This window comes from Streptococcus pneumoniae (genome assembly GCA_040719455.1).
In the GTDB taxonomy this organism is placed as follows: domain Bacteria; phylum Bacillota; class Bacilli; order Lactobacillales; family Streptococcaceae; genus Streptococcus; species Streptococcus pneumoniae_G.
In genome coordinates this window covers 680,557-699,087 of record JBFDTN010000001.1, presented here as the reverse complement: position 1 = coordinate 699,087, position 18,531 = coordinate 680,557, and the positions used below count along the sequence as shown (strand labels likewise).

The 18,531-nt window shown below is 41.3% G+C and carries 17 protein-coding genes; 16 read left to right on the top strand and 1 reads right to left on the bottom strand.

The window, feature by feature from the left end:
- Window positions 1–76: 76 nt before the first annotated feature.
- Complete coding sequence (locus tag AB1I63_03250; GenBank protein MEW4353904.1) at window positions 77–1,063, top strand: IS30 family transposase; 987 nt, start codon at window positions 77–79, stop codon at window positions 1,061–1,063.
- A 286-nt stretch (window positions 1,064–1,349) separates the two neighbouring features.
- On the opposite strand, the gene AB1I63_03245 is transcribed toward AB1I63_03250, so the two are convergent.
- Entirely contained in the window at window positions 1,350–2,249 is a 900-nt protein-coding gene (locus AB1I63_03245) for a LysR family transcriptional regulator (GenBank protein MEW4353903.1), read from the bottom strand.
- A gap of 271 nt (window positions 2,250–2,520) precedes the next feature.
- Between AB1I63_03245 and AB1I63_03240 the strand changes: the two genes are divergently transcribed.
- From AB1I63_03240 to AB1I63_03170, 15 genes are all read left to right on the top strand, one after another.
- Window positions 2,521–2,877, top strand: coding sequence for a cyclophilin-like fold protein (locus AB1I63_03240; GenBank protein MEW4353902.1), 357 nt, complete (start codon window positions 2,521–2,523; stop codon window positions 2,875–2,877).
- Window positions 2,874–4,043 (top strand): MFS transporter, encoded by a 1,170-nt coding sequence (locus AB1I63_03235; protein ID MEW4353901.1) that lies wholly within the window; start codon window positions 2,874–2,876, stop codon window positions 4,041–4,043. The genes AB1I63_03240 and AB1I63_03235 overlap by 4 nt, the downstream gene beginning before the upstream one ends.
- 127 nt (window positions 4,044–4,170) lie before the next feature.
- On the top strand, window positions 4,171–6,075 hold the full coding sequence (locus tag AB1I63_03230; GenBank protein ID MEW4353900.1) for a beta-glucoside-specific PTS transporter subunit IIABC: 1,905 nt from the start codon (window positions 4,171–4,173) through the stop codon (window positions 6,073–6,075).
- Window positions 6,076–6,093: 18 nt separating this feature from the next.
- Complete coding sequence (locus AB1I63_03225; protein MEW4353899.1) at window positions 6,094–7,575, top strand: family 1 glycosylhydrolase; 1,482 nt, start codon at window positions 6,094–6,096, stop codon at window positions 7,573–7,575.
- Between the two features lie 209 nt (window positions 7,576–7,784).
- On the top strand, window positions 7,785–8,387 hold the full coding sequence (locus AB1I63_03220) for an NAD(P)H-binding protein (GenBank protein MEW4353898.1): 603 nt from the start codon (window positions 7,785–7,787) through the stop codon (window positions 8,385–8,387).
- A 113-nt stretch (window positions 8,388–8,500) separates the two neighbouring features.
- Window positions 8,501–9,577 (top strand): aspartate-semialdehyde dehydrogenase, encoded by a 1,077-nt coding sequence (locus tag AB1I63_03215; GenBank protein ID MEW4353897.1) that lies wholly within the window; start codon window positions 8,501–8,503, stop codon window positions 9,575–9,577.
- A 38-nt stretch (window positions 9,578–9,615) separates the two neighbouring features.
- Window positions 9,616–10,497, top strand: a complete 882-nt coding sequence (gene dapA, locus AB1I63_03210) for a 4-hydroxy-tetrahydrodipicolinate synthase (protein ID MEW4353896.1) — start codon at window positions 9,616–9,618, stop codon at window positions 10,495–10,497.
- 51 nt (window positions 10,498–10,548) lie between these two features.
- Window positions 10,549–10,887, top strand: coding sequence for an ATP cone domain-containing protein (locus AB1I63_03205; GenBank protein MEW4353895.1), 339 nt, complete (start codon window positions 10,549–10,551; stop codon window positions 10,885–10,887).
- Between the two features lie 103 nt (window positions 10,888–10,990).
- Entirely contained in the window at window positions 10,991–11,380 is a 390-nt protein-coding gene (nmlR, locus tag AB1I63_03200; GenBank protein ID MEW4353894.1) for a stress response transcriptional regulator NmlR, read from the top strand.
- A 2-nt stretch (window positions 11,381–11,382) separates the two neighbouring features.
- Window positions 11,383–11,799: a cupin domain-containing protein gene (locus tag AB1I63_03195; GenBank protein ID MEW4353893.1), complete on the top strand. Its 417-nt coding sequence runs from the start codon at window positions 11,383–11,385 to the stop codon at window positions 11,797–11,799.
- Window positions 11,800–12,034: 235 nt separating this feature from the next.
- Window positions 12,035–13,783, top strand: a complete 1,749-nt coding sequence (locus tag AB1I63_03190) for an ABC transporter transmembrane domain-containing protein (GenBank protein MEW4353892.1) — start codon at window positions 12,035–12,037, stop codon at window positions 13,781–13,783.
- A complete protein-coding gene (locus AB1I63_03185; protein ID MEW4353891.1) occupies window positions 13,770–15,518 on the top strand; it encodes an ABC transporter ATP-binding protein in 1,749 nt (582 codons plus the stop codon). The genes AB1I63_03190 and AB1I63_03185 overlap by 14 nt, the downstream gene beginning before the upstream one ends.
- 3 nt (window positions 15,519–15,521) lie before the next feature.
- Entirely contained in the window at window positions 15,522–16,484 is a 963-nt protein-coding gene (locus AB1I63_03180; GenBank protein ID MEW4353890.1) for an ROK family protein, read from the top strand.
- Window positions 16,485–16,718: 234 nt separating this feature from the next.
- Complete coding sequence (locus tag AB1I63_03175) at window positions 16,719–18,029, top strand: haloacid dehalogenase-like hydrolase (GenBank protein ID MEW4353889.1); 1,311 nt, start codon at window positions 16,719–16,721, stop codon at window positions 18,027–18,029.
- 11 nt (window positions 18,030–18,040) lie between these two features.
- Window positions 18,041–18,475, top strand: coding sequence for a EutP/PduV family microcompartment system protein (locus AB1I63_03170; protein ID MEW4353888.1), 435 nt, complete (start codon window positions 18,041–18,043; stop codon window positions 18,473–18,475).
- Window positions 18,476–18,531: the final 56 nt, after the last annotated feature.

Here is an 18,531-nt window from a genome sequence, read left to right as displayed (position 1 = left end):
TAAGTGCACAATAAAAACTCATAAGATTTTTTCTAGTAAAATAAAACTGAACAAACATCTTACGAAAGGAAATCTTATGAGCTACCATCATTTTACCATAGATGAACGAGAAAGTATTCTGATTTATCGTACTAAAGTGATGACCTTTTCTCAAATAGCACGACTATTACATCGGCACCCCTCAAGTATTAGTCGTGAATTAAAACGTCATTCAAAACAAGGCAACTATTCGCCTAGTAGGGCACAAACAGCTTATCATCTCGCTAAATCGCATTGTGGGCGAAAAAGGAAATTAGAAATAGACACTGAACTCAGTCAGACCGTCAAGCATCTTTTTCTTGAGTGTCAATGGTCGCCAGAAGAAATTGAGGGACGATTACGTTTAGAACGAGAAAGACCCGTCATTAGTTATCAAACCATTTATAGAGCTATCTATCGCGGTCACTTTGACGACACGCCTCTTTCACATGGTGCTCGTGGGGTTGTTCGCAAACTTCGTCACCATGGTAAAACACGCCATACACAATCCCATGTGGAAAAGCGAGGAAAAATTCCTATTTCTCATACCATTCATGAGAGGCCAACAGCAGCCAATGAACGCTCGAGAATAGGTGATTGGGAAGCCGATACTGTTGCTGGAAAGACTGGAAAAGCTTGCCTAGTAACACTCACTGATAGGCATTCCCGCTTCCTCAAAATTCAGAAAGTAGCTGTCAAGAAAAGTAAATTGGTTATAGAAGCCATGGTAAATATGTTAGAGTCCCTACCAAAAGAAACAGTGACTCCTGATAGAGGTAAGGAATTCTCAGGACATCCTGAACTCACCGAGAAACTAAATGTCGAAGTCTATTTTCCTGATCCTCATGCTCCTTGGCAACGAGGAACAAACGAGAATACAAATGGCTTATTGCGAGAGTATTTTCCAAAAGGAAGTGACTTAACAGAGGTAGAACACTTGATCATTCAGGAATGGGAAGATAAATTAAACAACAGACCACGAAAATGTCTAAACTGGAAAACACCTTATGAAATTTTTTATGGGATAAATGTGCACTTAATTTGACAATTCGCCATACAAAAAACTGAGATGTGTTACCATCTCAGGGAGTATAGTCATTTAGTTTTCATTTATTACGTCGTTATCTCGTCTTGCTGAACCTAAGTTATGCCTGCGACTCGTTGCCTCGTATTAAATAAAAACTAAACAACTATAGTATGGTAGGTTGGGACAAAAGTTCCTACCTCTTATTAACTATTTGACGCAGTCTTGTCTCTGGTTTTAATGAACAGTAGATTAATTTAGATCGAACTTAGAAATAAAGGAGTGAGGAAAGTCGATTTCAGCGAAATCATGGTTTCTGTCTCACTTCCTTTTTATTTTGTAGTTGCAATATTTCTTCTACGATTTGGAGAAATTTTTTGACAACATTGGACTGATTGCTTCTTTTTTTCCAAATGAGTTGAAGAGTGTCTTGAGTAGCTAGTTGTAAGGGTATAAAAGCAAGAGAACTATGTTCAAAATTGGTTTCAATGATGCCGTCAAGAGCAAGAGCGATTCCCACGCCCTCTTTTACTAAGGTCGAGGCATTATAGAGCAGGTTATAGGTAGCGACTATTGTGTAATCGCCCAGTCCAGCAAAAATGCTGTAATCAATGGTGGTCTGAGCTGATACGATGAGAGGAAAGTTTAGTGCGTCGGCTAGACTGGGGTTCGTAAGTTTCGTTAAAGGGTGGTCTTTGGGGACTAAAACTCCCCATTGGTCTCGATTGGGTAGATCAATAGCGTCATATTTTTTCTGGTCGTAAGGTCCAATAATCAAGCCTAGATCATAGACCCCTTGGTTGAGGTATTCTAAAATATCATCAGAATTGCCACTGCGCAAATGGATTTTTACATGCGGATATGTCTTTGTCATCTGCTGAATCGCACGCGCCACAAGATCAAAAGATTGGGTCTCAGCTGCTCCGATATAAATATCTCCAGAGAAATCTTTAGCTCCCTTGATATTGTTTTCTGTTTTTTCGACGAGGGATAAAATTTCAATCGCTCGATTGTAGAGATATTGCCCATCATCGGTTAATTTGATCTCACGATTGCTTCGATGAAAGAGAATAGTGCCAAGTTCCTCTTCCAATTCTTGGATTTGTCGTGATAAGGTTGGTTGTGTGATGTGAAGAGTATGAGCTGCATTAGAAATGCTTTTGGTCTGGACAATTGTCACAAAGTATTGAAGTACACGAATATTCATCATTTCCTCGCTTGGATAATCTCATTTACTACTCTAGCACAAAGAATGGAAAAAAGAAAGCTAAATATGCCTTTTAAGCATTTGTTTTATAAAATATAGGTATTTGATATAGATAATGAACTGTGATAGATTAAATGTAGAAGAATGGAGAGACAAAATGGACAAAAGAACATATGGAGTTCTAGGATTGATGTGCCTCATAGCGCTCCTTGTTCTCCTAGGACGATTCAGTAAGCAATCTTCAAAAACGACAATAAAAGGAGAAGGTCATATGATTTTAGTGAGTATTAACCAACAAAGATTTGAACTTGCATTAAATGATAGCAAAGCAGCTCGTGAATTTGAAGCTTTACTGCCATTAACAGTGGAGATGAAACATGTCAATGGCAATGAAGTTTACGCCCCTTTGGGAGAAAACTTTACTTCTCAGGATAAACAGGCAGGGAATATTCATGCTGGAGATGTGAAGTTATGGCAAGGAGATGGTTTGGTGCTATTTTATGAAGATTTTGTGTCTTCTTATTCTTATACAGATTTGGGATCGATCCTAGATAGTAGCGGTCTAGCTGAAGCATTAAAGCACGCAAATAATGTCACATTTATGAAGGAAGAGAAAGGAAGAAAATGAAAACATCAGCGAAATCACTTATTTTATTGTTAACGATTGGTGTGTTTGGTATTTTAAATACGGAAATGGGAGTTATGGGGATTTTGCCTCATATCGCAAAGGATTACCATGTTTCTTTGTCACAGGCAGGATTATTAGTGAGTAGTTTTGCCTTGGTAGTAGCGATCTCTGGTCCAACTATGCCCCTGCTTTTTTCAAAAGTCAATCGTAAAACAGTCATGTTACTAGCTACGGGGACCTTTGCTTTAACAACGGTTTTCTCTATCATAGCTCCGAATTTTTGGGTATTAGTTCTGTTGCGCATGATTCCAGCAGTTTTTCATCCGGTTTATGTTTCTATGGCTATGAGTGTTGCAGCAAGTTCAGTAGCAGAAAAAGACGCAGAAAAAGCAGTAGCGCGTGTCTTTATCGGTGTGTCAGCTGGTTCCTTGCTGGGGATTCCGGTGTCTAATTTCCTTGCCAGTCACTTTTCCTTAGGTGCTGCGATGGCCTTCTTTGCCATTATCAATGTGCTCGTTTTCGTGGGAACTTTCTTTCTTGTGCCTTCTATGCCTGTTACAAAAGGACTTTCTTACGGGAAACAACTCAGCATTTTAAAACGCCCTGTTGTTTGGATTTCAATTCTGAGTGTTTTACTTTTAAATGGTGCTGTGTTTGGATTTAACAGCTATTTATCTGATTTTTTAGATAGTGTGAGTCACTTTGAGATTAGTACCATCAGTACACTCCTTCTAGTGATTGGGGTGATGAATATTGTTGGAAATGGCTTAGCAGGTCAATGGTTAGGGAAAAGAGCGGATTTGATTTTAAAATCCTTACCAATGACTTTAATCGCTTTGTTTATCTTGCTTTTTATCTTTGGACAGCAAGCAATCTTGGTTATTCCGATTCTACTTCTATTTGGGATTGTTGCAGGCTTGGAAGGAAATGCCAATCAATATATGATTGCGAAAGTTGGAGCGGATGCCCCTGATTTTGCCAATGGTCTATTTTTAGCTTCTGCCAATTTAGGAGTTACTATTGGAACTTCTGTTAACGGTCTCTTCATTGCCCAAGGCGGTGGAACTGAGTATAGCATTTTAGGCTCTATTGCTCTTCTTTTAATGGGAGCAGTGATGGTCTTTATGAGACAAAAGATGGTGAAAGAGATATCTGCAACAGAATAAAGATAAAAGGATCAGAAAGGTATGCACAATGCAAAAGAATAGGATAATTAAAAAACGAGTTTATCCACCCTAATGGAGATTAGATATAGACAACACAAATAAATCAAGGAACAAGAGGAAAATGATAATGGTGAAAGATTATTCAGAATTAGCAAAAGATATTATTGAGCACGTCGGAGGAAAAGACAATGTTATCAATCTTCGACATTGTGTGACACGTCTTCGATTCTTATTAAAGGATGTAGGCAAAGCAGATACTGATTATCTCAAAAAGCGTGAAGGAATTGTCACAGTGGTAGAAGCTGGAGGGCAGTATCAAGTCGTGATTGGAAATCATGTACCAGATGTCTATGGAGCGGTTTTACAAGAAGGAGTTAAGGGAATTGGAGAATTAGATTTAGACGAAGGCGATGAGGCTACAAAAGGAAGTTTGTTTGATCGTTTTGTTGATTTAATTTCAGGAATTTTTCAACCTTTCTTAGGTCCTTTAGCGGCAACAGGAATCATTAAAGGTCTTGTGAGCATTATGTCTGTCTTTGGACTATCTGCAGATAATAACGCTTTGTATGCTATTTTAAATGCTGCAGGAGATGGATTTTTTCAGTTTTTACCGATCATCATTGCAGTGACTTCTGCTCGAAAATTTAAAATGAGTGAATTCTCTGCCATTGCAATTGTAGCAGCGCTTGTATATCCGACCTTGCCACAAACATTGGCTGTATTGAAAGAAGGAAATCTAGCACATGTTTTTGGCGTTCCTTTTGAACTACCTTCAGCAGGAAGTTATTTGCAGACGGTTATGCCAGCTATTTTAGCGATTTGGGTGGCTTCTCACATTGAGAAATTTGTGAAAAAAATGACTCCAGATGTGGTAAAATTATTTATCGTACCATTTGTGACGATTGTCGTTACAGTGCCATTGACATTTTTAGTAGTTGGTCCAGTTGCTAATGCGGTATCGGATGTTCTGTCTAATATTTTTACAATGGTGATGAATTTTAGCCCTGTGCTATATGGTTTATTGCTAGGAGCATTCTGGCAAGTGATGGTGATGTTTGGGCTCCACTGGGCTATTGTTCCCTTAGCGATTCTTCAATTTTCACAAACAGGATCAACAGCTATTTTGATGGGAGCTATGTTGCCAAACTTTACACAAACAGGTGTTTTAGCTGCTATTTATTTGAAAACAAAAGAAGATAAGGTAAAAAGTCTAACCATACCAGCCTTGATTTCCTCTATTTTTGGAGTCACTGAGCCAGCTATTTATGGAATTACTCTGCCAATGAAAACACCATTTTATATTTCATGCGTGATTTCTGGTATAATAGGAGCAGGTCTTGCTGCCTTTAAGATTACAGCTTATTCTGTTGGTTCCTTTGGTATTTTTCAATATCCTGCATATGTAGGACCTGAGACAGGACTAACTCCAATGTGGATTGTGGTAGGATTTACAATTGTAGCGATTGTGGTTTCCTTTGTTGCTCAAATGATAGTGCCAGTGCCAAATCTGTATGATAATGATAAAAACAGAGTTCAAGATACAAGTTCAGAAACAGAGGAACTCTCAAAAGATATTAAAGGCGAAGAGATTGCTAGTCCATTGTTTGGAAAAGTTGTGCGTTTAGAAGATGTTCCTGATCCCGTTTTTGCATCAGGTGCGATGGGAAAAGGTGTAGCGATTGATCCTGTGGATGGTTTGGTACTATCCCCTGTTAAAGCAACGGTTTCCTTGATATTCCCAACAAATCATGCAATTGGACTTGTGACAGAAAATGGTGCAGAAATCCTCATCCATATTGGAATGGATACAGTATCACTTGCAGGTAAAGGATTTAAGTCATTTGTTCAGGTAGGAGATAGTGTGGACGTTGGTCAAAAATTGATTGAATTTGACATCAATATGATTAAAGATGCAAATCTTCCAATCATCACACCTGTCATTGTCACAAATACACAGCAATTTACAGATATTCTTGCGACAGAAAAGTATGCAGTAGAGGCAGGAGATGACTTGCTACGTACAGTAAAATAAATAGAATTGGAGACTAGAATGACAAAACGATTTCCAGATGGATTTTTATGGGGTGGCGCGATTGCTGCCAATCAAGCTGAGGGTGCTTATAATGTAGATGGTCGTGGCTTAGTTCAGACAGATGTGACCACAGGTGGCTCGGTTGATAAACCTCGTTATGCGACTTATATTGATAAAGATGGAAATCCTGGCAAACTCTCCTCTATGGGACACACAGCAAAATTGCCAGAAGGTGCGCGCTTTGCCATTTTAGAGGACGAATATTATCCGAACCATGAGGCGGTGGATTTTTATCACCGCTATAAGGAAGATATTAAGCTTTTTGCAGAAATGGGGTATAGTGTGTTCCGGTTGTCTATTTCGTGGGCACGGATTTTCCCAAATGGTGACGATACAGAGCCAAACCAAGCTGGTCTTGATTTTTACCGCTCTGTTTTTGAGGAATGCCACAAGTACGGCATTGAGCCTTTGGTCTCTATTTGGCATTTTGATACCCCACTTGCTCTAGAAGAGCGTTATGGCGGCTGGACTAACCGCAAGTTGATTGATTTTTATGTCAGATATGCAGAGACGATTTTCAAGGAATATAAGGATTTGGTCAAATACTGGCTAACCTTTAATGAAATCAACAATACCGTTATGTTTCTTGATATGTTTGGAGAGAAAGCAAGCAATCAAGATTATCAAGATGCCTACCAACATTTGCACCATCAATTTGTTGCCTCTGCCCGTGCGATAAAAATTGGACATGGCATCAATCCTGATTTTAAATTTGGCAATATGATTTGCGGGATTACGTTCTACCCTGGAACGTGTGATCCGAAAGATATTTTAGAAAATCAGCACAAGTGGGAACAAAATATTTTCTATTGTAGTGATGTGCAGGCTAAAGGTCGCTATGGTAGCTATGCTAAGCGTCTATGGAAAGAACGAGGTGTAGAGCTAGAGATTACTGAGCAAGACAAGCAGGATTTGCTGGATGGTACGATTGATATGTACACCTTCTCTTACTACATGTCTTCTATTGTGACGACACATCAGGTTGAGGATAAAGTGTCAGGGAATTTCTCAATGGGTGCTAAAAATCCTTACCTAACCTATTCGGATTGGGGTTGGGCTCATGACCCAATGGGCTTGCAGTATTATTTGGAAAAAATGTATGACCGCTATGAGATTCCAATGATGGTAGTAGAAAATGGCTTGGGTGCCTTTGATACGGTCGAAGAAGATGGAGCTATCCACGATACCTACCGAATTGATTACCACAGGGAGCATATCAAGGCTATGGCTGAAGCCATTGCAAACGGTGTGGATTTAATTGCCTATACGACGTGGGGCTGTATTGACTTAGTTTCAGCAGGTACTGGTGAAATGCGCAAGCGCTATGGATTTATCTATGTCGATAAGGACGATGCAGGGAATGGCACTTTTAATCGCACGCCGAAAGACAGTTTTTATTGGTACAAGGAAGTCATTGCCTCAAATGGTGAAATCCTATAATGGGTTATAACAAACGTCCTCTTTTCATGATTTGAAAGGAGGATTTTTTGTTGTCCTTCTTACTTGACTTAGAGTATGTTCTAAGTGTTAGAATAGATCATCTTATGGTTGTTTAGTTTTCATTTATTACGTCATTACCTCGTCTTATCTAAATCCAGTTATACTTGTGACTCATTGCCTCGTACTAAATCAAAACTAAACAACTATACGTGTATAGCCGTATTGCACAAATCGTCACAAAAGAACTATTATCTCAGCCGAGATTTGAGGATGTTCATATGACTCTGGTCTTGAGAAAGAGTAAACGACTAGCAAAATGGGCAAATCACAGTTGTGTAACCTTACTTGAAGGTGGCATAGAGGATGCTAGAGTGATGGATCAAGCGATGAAAGGAGAAGCTATTGTTTATGTAGCACCGGTTGATATTACACCAGATAGTAGGGTGACATCGATTGTCATTTCTTCTATGAAGAGATATCAAGTTAGACATCTGTTGTCGTCCAATGCTATGGGGATTTATCATGAAGTAGAAGGCGAATTTGGACTGGCTAACCAAGAAGCGATTGATGATGTATTTGAAGAACTTTGTCAGTCAGAACAGCTGGTCGTAAATTCTGGACTTGACTACATGATCATTCACATTCCCTGCCTACATGATAAGCATCATCTTGACCATGTTGTAACAGGATGCTTTGAGCCATTTTACAGTCAATATGTATCAAGAAAAAGTGTAGCCGATTTAGTTCTGAATATCATAGGTAATTCTGTTTTCGGATTGCATGATAGTTTAGCCTTGGCTGAGGCTCGATAAAGGAATGGAATTTTTTCAAATATTTTTCAATCAATATCTTTTCATTTACTCAAAAAAAGTGTATAATAACAAGCATATACAAATTTTTAGAAAATTCAAAAAAGAGGTAAATTATGGGATATACAGTAGCTGTTGTTGGTGCAACTGGTGCCGTTGGGGCGCAAATGATTCAGATGTTGGAAGAGTCAACTTTGCCGATTGATAAGGTTCGTTATTTGGCATCTGCTCGTTCAGCAGGCAAGGTCTTGCAGTTCAAGGGACAAGATGTAACCATTGAAGAAACGACAGAAGATGCTTTTGAAGGTGTCGATATTGCGCTCTTTTCAGCAGGTGGATCAACTTCTGCTAAGTATGCGCCGTATGCGGTCAAGGCAGGAGCGGTTGTCGTTGATAATACGTCTTATTTCCGTCAAAATCCTGATGTGCCACTTGTCGTGCCTGAAGTCAATGCGCATGCGCTTGATGCTCACAAGGGAATTATCGCCTGTCCAAACTGTTCAACCATTCAGATGATGATTGCCCTAGAGCCTATTCGTCAAAAATGGGGCTTGGACCGTGTGATTGTATCAACCTATCAGGCTGTTTCTGGAGCAGGTATGGGTGCGATTTTGGAAACCCAAGCGCAACTGCGTGCGGTCTTAAATGACGGTGTAGCACCAAAAGATGTAGAAGCGAATATCCTACCGTCTGGTGGTGACAAGAAGCATTATCCAATCGGCTTTAACGCGCTGCCACAGATCGATGTCTTTACGGACAATGATTACACCTATGAAGAGATGAAAATGACTAAGGAAACCAAGAAAATCATGGAAGACGACAGTATCGCTGTTTCTGCGACCTGCGTCCGCATTCCGGTCTTGTCAGCTCATTCAGAATCTGTCTATATTGAAACCAAAGAAGTAGCACCGATTGATGAAGTAAAAGCCGCAATCGCAGCCTTCCCAGGCGCTGTCTTGGAAGACGATGTGGCGCACCAAATCTACCCACAAGCTATCAATGCGGTGGGCAAGCGTGAAACCTTTGTCGGTCGGATTCGTCGCGACTTGGATGCTGAAAAAGGGATTCACATGTGGGTTGTATCAGACAATCTCTTGAAAGGTGCAGCTTGGAACTCTGTTCAAATCGCTGAAACCCTGCACGAACGTGGTTTGGTTCGTCCGACGCAAGAAGTCGTTTTTGAATTAAAATAAGCAAATTACATGACAATATCATCACTTAGGAGGAAACAATGTCACTAGAAGAATTGAGAAAAGCACGCATTATTACGGCGCTCGTTACGCCTTTTCATGAAGACGGAAGTATCAACTTTAAGGCATTGCCTAAGTTGATTGAACACCTCCTTGCCCACCATACAGAAGGTTTGATTTTGGCAGGGACAACGGGAGAAAGTCCAACACTCACCCACGAGGAAGAGTTGGAACTCTTTGCAGAAGTGCAACGCATCGTCGCTGGTCGTGTGCCTTTGATCGCAGGTATTGGAACGAATGATACAAGAGATTCGATTGAATTTGCGCGTGAGGTAGCAGCCTTTGGCGGATTTGCAGCTGGGCTTGCAGTCACACCTTATTACAATAAGCCAACGCAAGAAGGGCTTTATCAGCATTACAAGGCGATTGCTGATGCTAGCAGTCTACCGATTATGGTCTACAATGTACCTGGGCGCACCGTGGCTGGTTTGACGGTGGAAACGTCTCTCCGTTTGGCTGAGCATCCCAACATCATTGCGATTAAGGATTGTACAGGTGTAGCCACCATTTCGAATCTGGTAGAAAATGCGCCAGAAGATTTTCTGGTCTATACAGGAGAAGATGGCGAGGCTTTCCACGCTAAAGCACTTGGAGCTCAAGGGGTGATTAGTGTAGCAGCTCACACAAACGGGGATGATTTCCATGCTATGTTTGAGGCGTTGGACAAGGGAGATGTGGCAGAAGCAGCTAACATTCAACGCAAATTATTGCCAAAAGTAGATGCGCTCTTTTCAACAACTAGCCCAGCACCGTTAAAAGCAGTCCTCAATCACCAAGGATTTGAGGTAGGACCACTGCGCTTGCCACTGGTTGCTTGTACAGAAGAAGAAGCGAAAGCTGTTATTGCAGCAATGGAAAAATAACGCTAAGTATGGTATAATAGGTTGAAATGACTGATAGAAAAGAGGAAGACCATGCAAGTGATTAAACGAGATGGGCAAATTACTGAATTTAACCCAGATAAGATTTATCAAGCGATTTTAAAGGCAGCGCAAACCGTCTATGTCCTGACAGATGATTTGCGTCAAAACCTAGCTCAAGTCACAAAAAAAGTTGTCTTGGATTTGGAAGATGCCAAGGTAGAACGTGCCACCATTAGCATGATTCAATCTATGGTAGAACACCGCTTATTGGGTGCTGGCTACATCACCATTGCAGAGCATTATATTTCTTACCGTTTGCAGCGCGATTTAGAGCGCAGTGGCTATGGTGAGCACATTGCTGTTCATCTTCATTTTGAACAAATTCGTTAATCGATTAGAGACTGAGAACATAGTGCTCAGTCTCTTTTTTTGAAAATACTTGACTTAGAGTCTACTCCAAGGTATATACTAAGTAAAGAAAAGAGGTGGTTAGATGAATATCAAAAAAGCCAGTGAATTATCCGGTTTGTCAAGCGATACGATTCGGTATTATGAGCGGATTGGCTTGATTCCAAAGGTTCAGAGAAATAGTGCTGGCATTCGTGATTTTAGCGAACGAGATTTGGCGGCGCTCGAATTTGTTCGATGTTTTAGGAGTGCAGGGGTGTCGGTTGAGAGCCTGATTGACTATATTAGCTTGTGTCAGGATGGAGAAGAGCAACATCTTGCAGAGCGTCGTTCGATTTTAATGGAGGAACGCGAAAAATTGCAGAAAAAGGCGGATGAGCTATTAGCAGCTATCAGCCGACTGGACTATAAGATTGCTAACTATGAGAAAGTCATGGTGGAGATGGAGGGAAACTTGTTTAAAAAAGGAGAATAGAGATGGCAGATTTAGCAATGTTGAGACAAGAAAGTCCCTTTAAAATGGGGGATAAAAACGAAGCCTACCAAGCTGTCTTTACAGGTCAGTCCTACTTAGACATACTGGCTCAAGCACCAGATGGACAAGTGGCCGTTGCAAATGTGACGTTTGAGCCGAGTTGCCGCAACCACTGGCATGTCCATGTAGATGGTTATCAGATTCTTTTAGTGACAGGGGGTGAGGGGTGGTACCAAGAAGAGGGAAAATCCGCTCGTCGTCTGACAGCAGGAGATGTTATTGTGACGGATAAGGGTGTCAAACACTGGCACGGAGCGACAAAGGATAGCTGGTTTGAACACATCGTTATCACTGCAGGAAAAAGTGAATTTTACGAGGCTGTGAGTGATGAAGAATATGCACAATTAGACGAGGAGTAGGACGATGAAAAAACAGACCGCTAGGCGAGACAGATTGGGAGAGTTAGCGCCCCAATTTGCTGCTTTAAATGATGATTGAGATTTCTGACGTCCATTTATTGAAAAATTAACAGAGAAGAGCCAGCATTTCTTCTCTGTTCTATTTTTGGAAAATCTTAGTATGAATCTTCTCTTACAATTTATGATATAATAGAAAAAGTATGCTTAAAAAATCAGAGCAATAGAAAGAAAATTCATGTCGATTATTAAAAATCTCTGGTGGTTTTTTAAGGAGGAAAAACGGCGCTATCTCATCGGAATTGCTTCCTTGAGCTTGGTCGCTGTTTTAAATTTGATTCCACCGAAAATTATGGGGTCTGTCATTGATGCTATTACGCGTGGTGATTTGACGAAGGGAGATCTGCTTTTGCAGCTCTTTTATTTGATTCTTGCTGCATTTGCCATGTATGGGTTACGTTATATTTGGCGGATGTATATTTTAGGGACTTCTTACCGTTTGGGGCAAATCATTCGCTATCGTTTGTTTGAGCATTTTACAAAAATGTCTCCGTCTTTTTATCAGAAATACCGGACGGGAGACTTAATGGCGCATGCGACCAATGATATCAACTCTTTAACTCGTTTGGCAGGTGGCGGTGTTATGTCGGCAGTGGATGCTTCCATTACGGCTTTGGTGACTCTGATCACCATGTTTTTCACTATTTCTTGGCAAATGACCTTGATTGCGGTGATTCCCCTGCCATTTATGGCGCTTGCTACCAGTAAGCTAGGGCGGAAAACTCATGAGGCAACCAAGGGTTCTCAAGCTGCCTTTTCAGAATTGAACAATAAGGTGCAAGAGAGTGTGGCAGGGATCAAGGTGACCAAGTCCTTTGGCTACCAAGAAGAGGAAATTGCTTCTTTTCAAGAGGTCAATGAGATGGCTTTTGTGAAAAATATGCGAACCATGACCTATGATGTCATGTTTGATCCACTTGTTTTGCTCTTTATTGGAGGCTCGTATGTCTTGACCTTAGCGGTTGGTGCTATGATGATTGCCCGAGGCCAGGTGACCATTGGGGATCTAGTGACCTTTGTGACCTATCTTGATATGCTGGTTTGGCCTTTGATGGCGATTGGTTTCTTATTTAACATTGCTCAGCGTGGAAGTGTGTCCTATGACCGGATTCATACGCTGTTAGCACAGAAAGAAGATATTAAAGAGCCAGAACATCCTGTTGAGACAGTTGTAAATGGTCGCTTAGTCTATGATGTGGAGAGCTTCAGCTACGAAGAGTCTGAAACTTTATCAGCTATTCACTTTGCTTTAGAGAAAGGTCAGACCTTGGGCTTGGTTGGGCAGACTGGTTCTGGAAAGACCAGTTTGATGAAACTGTTATTGCGAGAGCACGATGTGACAGCTGGGAGCATTACGCTCAATGGGCATGATATTCGAGACTATCGCTTGAGCGATTTGCGCAAACTAATCGGCTATGTACCGCAGGATCAATTCTTATTTGCAACCACGATTTTGGAAAATGTCCGTTTTGGAAATCCTAATTTATCACGAGAACAGGTCGAAGAGGCGACGAAACTTTCTTATGTCTATGAAGACATCGTAGCCATGCCAGAGGGCTTTGATACGCTAATTGGCGAAAAAGGGGTATCCTTGTCAGGCGGTCAAAAGCAGCGGATTGCAATGAGTCGTGCCATGATTTTAAATCCTGAGATTCTAATCTTAGACGACTCCTTGTCGGCGGTCGATGCGAAAACGGAGCATGCCATTATCGAAAATCTCAAAGAAACACGGCAAGCTAAGACTACGATTATTGCGGCCCACCGCTTGTCAGCAGTTGTCCATGCAGACTTAATCTTGGTGATGCAGGACGGGAAAATCATCGAGCGTGGCCGTCATGAGGAATTGCTTGCGCAAGGTGGCTGGTATGCGGAGACCTACGCTTCCCAACAGCTAGAAATGGAGGAGGTGCCAAATGAAGAAAGCTAATCAATGGGCTGTTTTTAAACGTTTGCTGACCTATTTAAAGCCCTATAAATGGTTGACGGCACTTGCCCTTGGCCTGCTCTTATTAACAACCGTTGTGAAAAATATCATTCCCCTGATTGCCTCTCATTTTATCGACCATTATTTGAGTCATGTCAATCAGACGGCGGTCATGATTTTGGTTGGCTATTATCTGATGTATGTCGTACAGACACTGATTCAGTATTTTGGAAATCTCTTTTTTGCAAGGGTTTCTTACAGCATTGTGCGTGACATTCGCAGAGACGCTTTTGCCAATATGGAGCGTTTGGGCATGTCCTATTTTGATCGGACACCTTCAGGTTCGATTGTCTCTAGGATTACCAATGATACCGAGGCCATCTCTGAAATGTTTTCAGGGATTTTATCCAGCTTTATCTCAGCCGTCTTTATTTTCAGTGTGACTCTTTATACCATGCTGATGTTGGATGTCCGCTTGACTGCTTTGGTGGCGCTTTTGCTCCCAGTTATCTTTATCTTGGTCAATCTCTACCGCAAAAAATCGGTTACTGTTATCGCTAAGACCAGAAGTCTCTTGAGCGATATCAATAGTAAACTGTCTGAGAGTATCGAGGGGATTCGGATTATTCAGGCTTTCAGTCAGGAAGAGCGCTTGAAGGCGGAATTTGAGGAAATCAATCGAGAGCATGTGGCTTATGCCAATCGCTCGATGGCTCTTGACAGCCTGTTCTTGCGACCTGCTATGTCGCTTCTAAAACTCCTTGCCTATGCGCTGTTAATGGCTTATTTTGGCTTCCGTGGTCTTGATGTTGGCATTTCAGCAGGGCTTATGTATGCCTTTATCCAATATGTCAATCGCCTGTTTGATCCCTTGATTGAAGTAACCCAAAACTTTTCGACCTTGCAAACTTCAATGGTATCTGCTGGTCGAGTTTTTGACTTGATTGATGAGACTGGTTTTGAACCGAGTCAGGGAAACAGTACTGCGACAATTGAAGAAGGCATTATCGAATTTCGTGACGTGTCTTTCTCTTATGATGGAAAACGGCGGATTTTGGACGGTATTTCTTTTCAAGTCAAGCAGGGCGAAACCATTGCCTTTGTCGGAGCGACAGGCTCTGGTAAGTCTTCGATTATCAATGTCTTGATGCGCTTTTATGAATTCGAATCGGGTCAGGTCTTGATTGACGGACAGGACATTCGTCAGTTTTCACAAGCAGAATTGCGCAAGAATATCGGGCTTGTCTTACAAGATCCTTTCTTATATCACGGCACGATTGAATCCAATATCAAGATGTACCAAGACATTTCAGACGAAGAAGTGCGGGCTGCTGCAGAATTTGTTGACGCAGACCAATTCATTCAGAAATTACCTAAGGGGTATCAAGCTCCTGTATCTGAGCGTGGTAGTAGCTTTTCAACTGGTCAACGGCAGTTGCTTGCCTTTGCACGGACAGTCGCGAGCCAGCCTAAGATTTTGATTTTGGATGAAGCAACGGCAAATATTGACTCTGAAACCGAGCAGATTGTCCAGCATTCCCTTGAAAAAATGCGTCAAGGACGTACAACCATTGCCATTGCTCACCGTTTATCGACCATTCAGGATGCCAACTGCATCTATGTCCTTGATAAGGGCAAGATTATCGAAAGCGGCACGCATGAGGAGTTGCTAGAAAAAGCAGGTACGTATCATAAAATGTATCAATTACAGGCTGGCATGATGGAGAAGAAAGGGTAAAAGATGAATCAGTATCTAACGATTGATATTGGAGGAACCTATATCAAATATGGGCTGATGACGGAAGAAATGGAGCTAAGAGACTTGAGCAAAGTCCCTACGCCAGCAACTATGCCAGAGTTTCTAGCAACACTTGAAAACTTGATAAAGCAATACCAGAGCCTTATTTCAGGTCTTGCAATTTCCTGCCCTGGTACCATTGATAGTCAGACAGGTTATGTCTTTCAAGGTGGCTTAATTCCGTATCTCAAAACGTTTCCTCTAGCCCAGTATTTAAAGGAAAAATCAGGAGTTGAAGTGACTGTCTTAAACGATGCTGATGCAGCAGGATTGGCAGAAGCTCAGCTAGGTCATTTGCGAGACAGCAAATGTGGAGCTGCCCTTGTCTTAGGGACAGGTGTGGGCTTGAGCATGGTGTCTAGGGGGGAATTGCTCACATGGTCTCAGCTCCAATCGCCAGTCTTTTTGCGCCATTCTCTTCGTCAAGTTTGGGAGCAAAAGGAAAAGCCTTTTCAGCAAGTAGGGCAGATTTTAGGGCTGCATTTACAAGGATTACAAAGTTTAGTAGAAAATCGTGGTTCAGCCGTTCAGTTTGTCAAGCAAGCCAGTCAAGAACTGGGGCTTGGTCAAGAAGACGGAATTGAAGTGTTCAACCGCTTAAAAGAGGGAGCAGACGAGAACTTGATGCAGACCTTTCAGGCGTATTGCCAAGAAATTGCGAATCTCATTTTAAATTTATTTGCCCTCTTTCAGCTAGATAAGGTCGTGATTGGTGGCGGCATTAGTCAGCAGGCAATCTTGATTGATACAGTGAAGGCTGAATACCAGCGATTATTAGCTGATAAAGCTTTGCCAATTTTAGAGCTTGATCTTCCTATCGAAGCCTGTCAGTTTCACAATCAAGCCAATTTAATAGGAGCATTGTGCTTTTATCTCAAATCTCAAGAAAAATTTTTAAAACCTTAAAACACACCAAAAAGCCTTGATAATGCTAGATTTTCTAAAGGTTGATAGAGACTTTGAAAGCGATTTATAGTTGACTATATCCCGTATCTAGGTTATACTTATAGTGTTAATATCAAAAAATGGCAAAGGCGCCTGTTTTGTTCGCAAAGAAGCGAGAGTTTCACGATCAAACAGGATGACTATGCCATTTTTTTGTATTTTACCATATAAATTTTATCAAGGAGGTTTTTTTCCATGCGGAAAAAAGGGATTGTATTGCTCTGCGGAGCTGTGCTATTGTTAGGAGCTTGTCAGGCTCAAAAAGAGACGGAGACAAAGATGTCTGATACGAAAATGGAGACGACCATGAATGACAAGGTCTTGGCAAAAGGTAATTGGGAGGGCAGCCTTCATACACGCTTAGTCAAACTTATCGAAGAAAATGGAAAGATGAGCAAGGACTATAAGGAGAACCAAAAGCCATACGCCGTCTTTGACTGGGATAATACAACCGTCATCAATGACATTGGTGAGGCTACTTTTACCTATCAAATCGCCAATCTTGCCTTCAAAATGACTCCTGAGCAGTTTGATGCGGCAGTCCGTGAGACCTTGCCAGAGGATGACTTCAAGGAAGAATTTAACAATAAAGACGGACAGGCGGTCAATATCAATAAAATCGCAACCGATTTGCTGTCAGATTACACTGTTTTGTATAACGAATACAGCGAGATGAATGGAGACAAGTCTTTAGAAGAAGTCAAGAAAATGGATGAATTCAAGGACTTCAGTGCTAAACTTCGCTATTTGTACGAAGCGGTAGGAGGCACTTTTAGCTCTGACATCAGCTATCCTTGGGTGACTTATATGTACGCAGGGATGACCTCAGAAGAGGTGGAAGCCTTGTCTGAAAAATCCATTGATTATGCTTTGAAAGACGACTTAGTGTCTGAGACATGGGAAAGCCCAAGCACACTGAAAGGAGAAGCCGGTCAAGTCAGCGTCACCTTCAAACGCGGTGTGCGTTCTGTAAAAGAAATGCAAAATCTTTACAAAGCGATGATGGATAATGGGATTGATGTCTATATCTGCTCTGCGTCTTATTATGATGTCATTGTACCGTATGCAACCAATAGCAAATATGGTTATAATATTCCAAAAGATCATGTCTTTGCGATGCGTCTCGTAAAAGATGAGCAAGGAGTGATCCAGTCTAAATTTGACACTTCGTATGCACAAACACAAGGGGAAGGCAAAACCAAGACGATCAAAGATTTGATTGCCGTGAATTATGAGGGGGCAGAGCCTATCATGATTGGAGGCGATAGTAATGGAGACTACGCTATGCTGAAAGATTTCCCTAAATTGCAAGTGGGCTTGATCTTTAATCTTTTGAGAGATCCAAGCAAGGGTGTTGGACTCCTTGCCAAAGAAGCAGTAGATACTTACGGCAAAGAAGATGAGAAATACTTCTTGCAAGGACGTGATGAAAATAAAGGTGTGCTACTGCCACAACGCGAAACGATTAAACTCGATAAAAAAGATGCAAAACTGATGAAAGAATAAGGGAGGCTCAGATGAAGAAAATCATGTTTGTTGGCTCTGTCGGGGTAGGAAAAACAACTCTAACCCAGCGTCTAAAGGGATTGGAACTTGATTACTATAAAACTCAAGCCATTCAATTTTATGATGCCATCATTGACACACCAGGAGAATTTTTGCAACATCGCAGGTACTATAATGCTTTGACGGTCACTGCTGCTGAAGCGGATGTGATTGGCTTATTGGTATCGGTTGCAGATGCGATGCAGACCTTCCCCCAAGGATTTTCTTCTCTCTTTACCAAACCAGTTATCGGTGTGATTACAAAAATAGATATGGCTAAAGATCAAAGTAAGATTGAAAATGCCAGAAAGCAGCTCAAGCAAGCAGGAGCTATCAAAATATTTGAGATTTCTGCTGTTGAAAATCAAGGAATTGAAGCCTTGGAAGAATATTTGCAGGAAGATTAAATTTAACTGTCTGAAATGGTTTAAATAATGATATACTAGAGATAAAGAACAGAAAG

Coding starts and splice junctions, on each gene's coding strand:
- AB1I63_03250 (MEW4353904.1), top strand. CDS start 77: ATGAGCTACCATCATTTTACCATAGATGAACGAGAAAGTATTCTGATT.
- AB1I63_03245 (MEW4353903.1), bottom strand. CDS start 2,249: ATGAATATTCGTGTACTTCAATACTTTGTGACAATTGTCCAGACCAAA.
- AB1I63_03240 (MEW4353902.1), top strand. CDS start 2,521: ATGATTTTAGTGAGTATTAACCAACAAAGATTTGAACTTGCATTAAAT.
- AB1I63_03235 (MEW4353901.1), top strand. CDS start 2,874: ATGAAAACATCAGCGAAATCACTTATTTTATTGTTAACGATTGGTGTG.
- AB1I63_03230 (MEW4353900.1), top strand. CDS start 4,171: ATGGTGAAAGATTATTCAGAATTAGCAAAAGATATTATTGAGCACGTC.
- AB1I63_03225 (MEW4353899.1), top strand. CDS start 6,094: ATGACAAAACGATTTCCAGATGGATTTTTATGGGGTGGCGCGATTGCT.
- AB1I63_03215 (MEW4353897.1), top strand. CDS start 8,501: ATGGGATATACAGTAGCTGTTGTTGGTGCAACTGGTGCCGTTGGGGCG.
- dapA (MEW4353896.1), top strand. CDS start 9,616: ATGTCACTAGAAGAATTGAGAAAAGCACGCATTATTACGGCGCTCGTT.
- AB1I63_03205 (MEW4353895.1), top strand. CDS start 10,549: ATGCAAGTGATTAAACGAGATGGGCAAATTACTGAATTTAACCCAGAT.
- nmlR (MEW4353894.1), top strand. CDS start 10,991: ATGAATATCAAAAAAGCCAGTGAATTATCCGGTTTGTCAAGCGATACG.
- AB1I63_03195 (MEW4353893.1), top strand. CDS start 11,383: ATGGCAGATTTAGCAATGTTGAGACAAGAAAGTCCCTTTAAAATGGGG.
- AB1I63_03190 (MEW4353892.1), top strand. CDS start 12,035: ATGTCGATTATTAAAAATCTCTGGTGGTTTTTTAAGGAGGAAAAACGG.
- AB1I63_03185 (MEW4353891.1), top strand. CDS start 13,770: ATGAAGAAAGCTAATCAATGGGCTGTTTTTAAACGTTTGCTGACCTAT.
- AB1I63_03180 (MEW4353890.1), top strand. CDS start 15,522: ATGAATCAGTATCTAACGATTGATATTGGAGGAACCTATATCAAATAT.
- AB1I63_03175 (MEW4353889.1), top strand. CDS start 16,719: ATGCGGAAAAAAGGGATTGTATTGCTCTGCGGAGCTGTGCTATTGTTA.
- AB1I63_03170 (MEW4353888.1), top strand. CDS start 18,041: ATGAAGAAAATCATGTTTGTTGGCTCTGTCGGGGTAGGAAAAACAACT.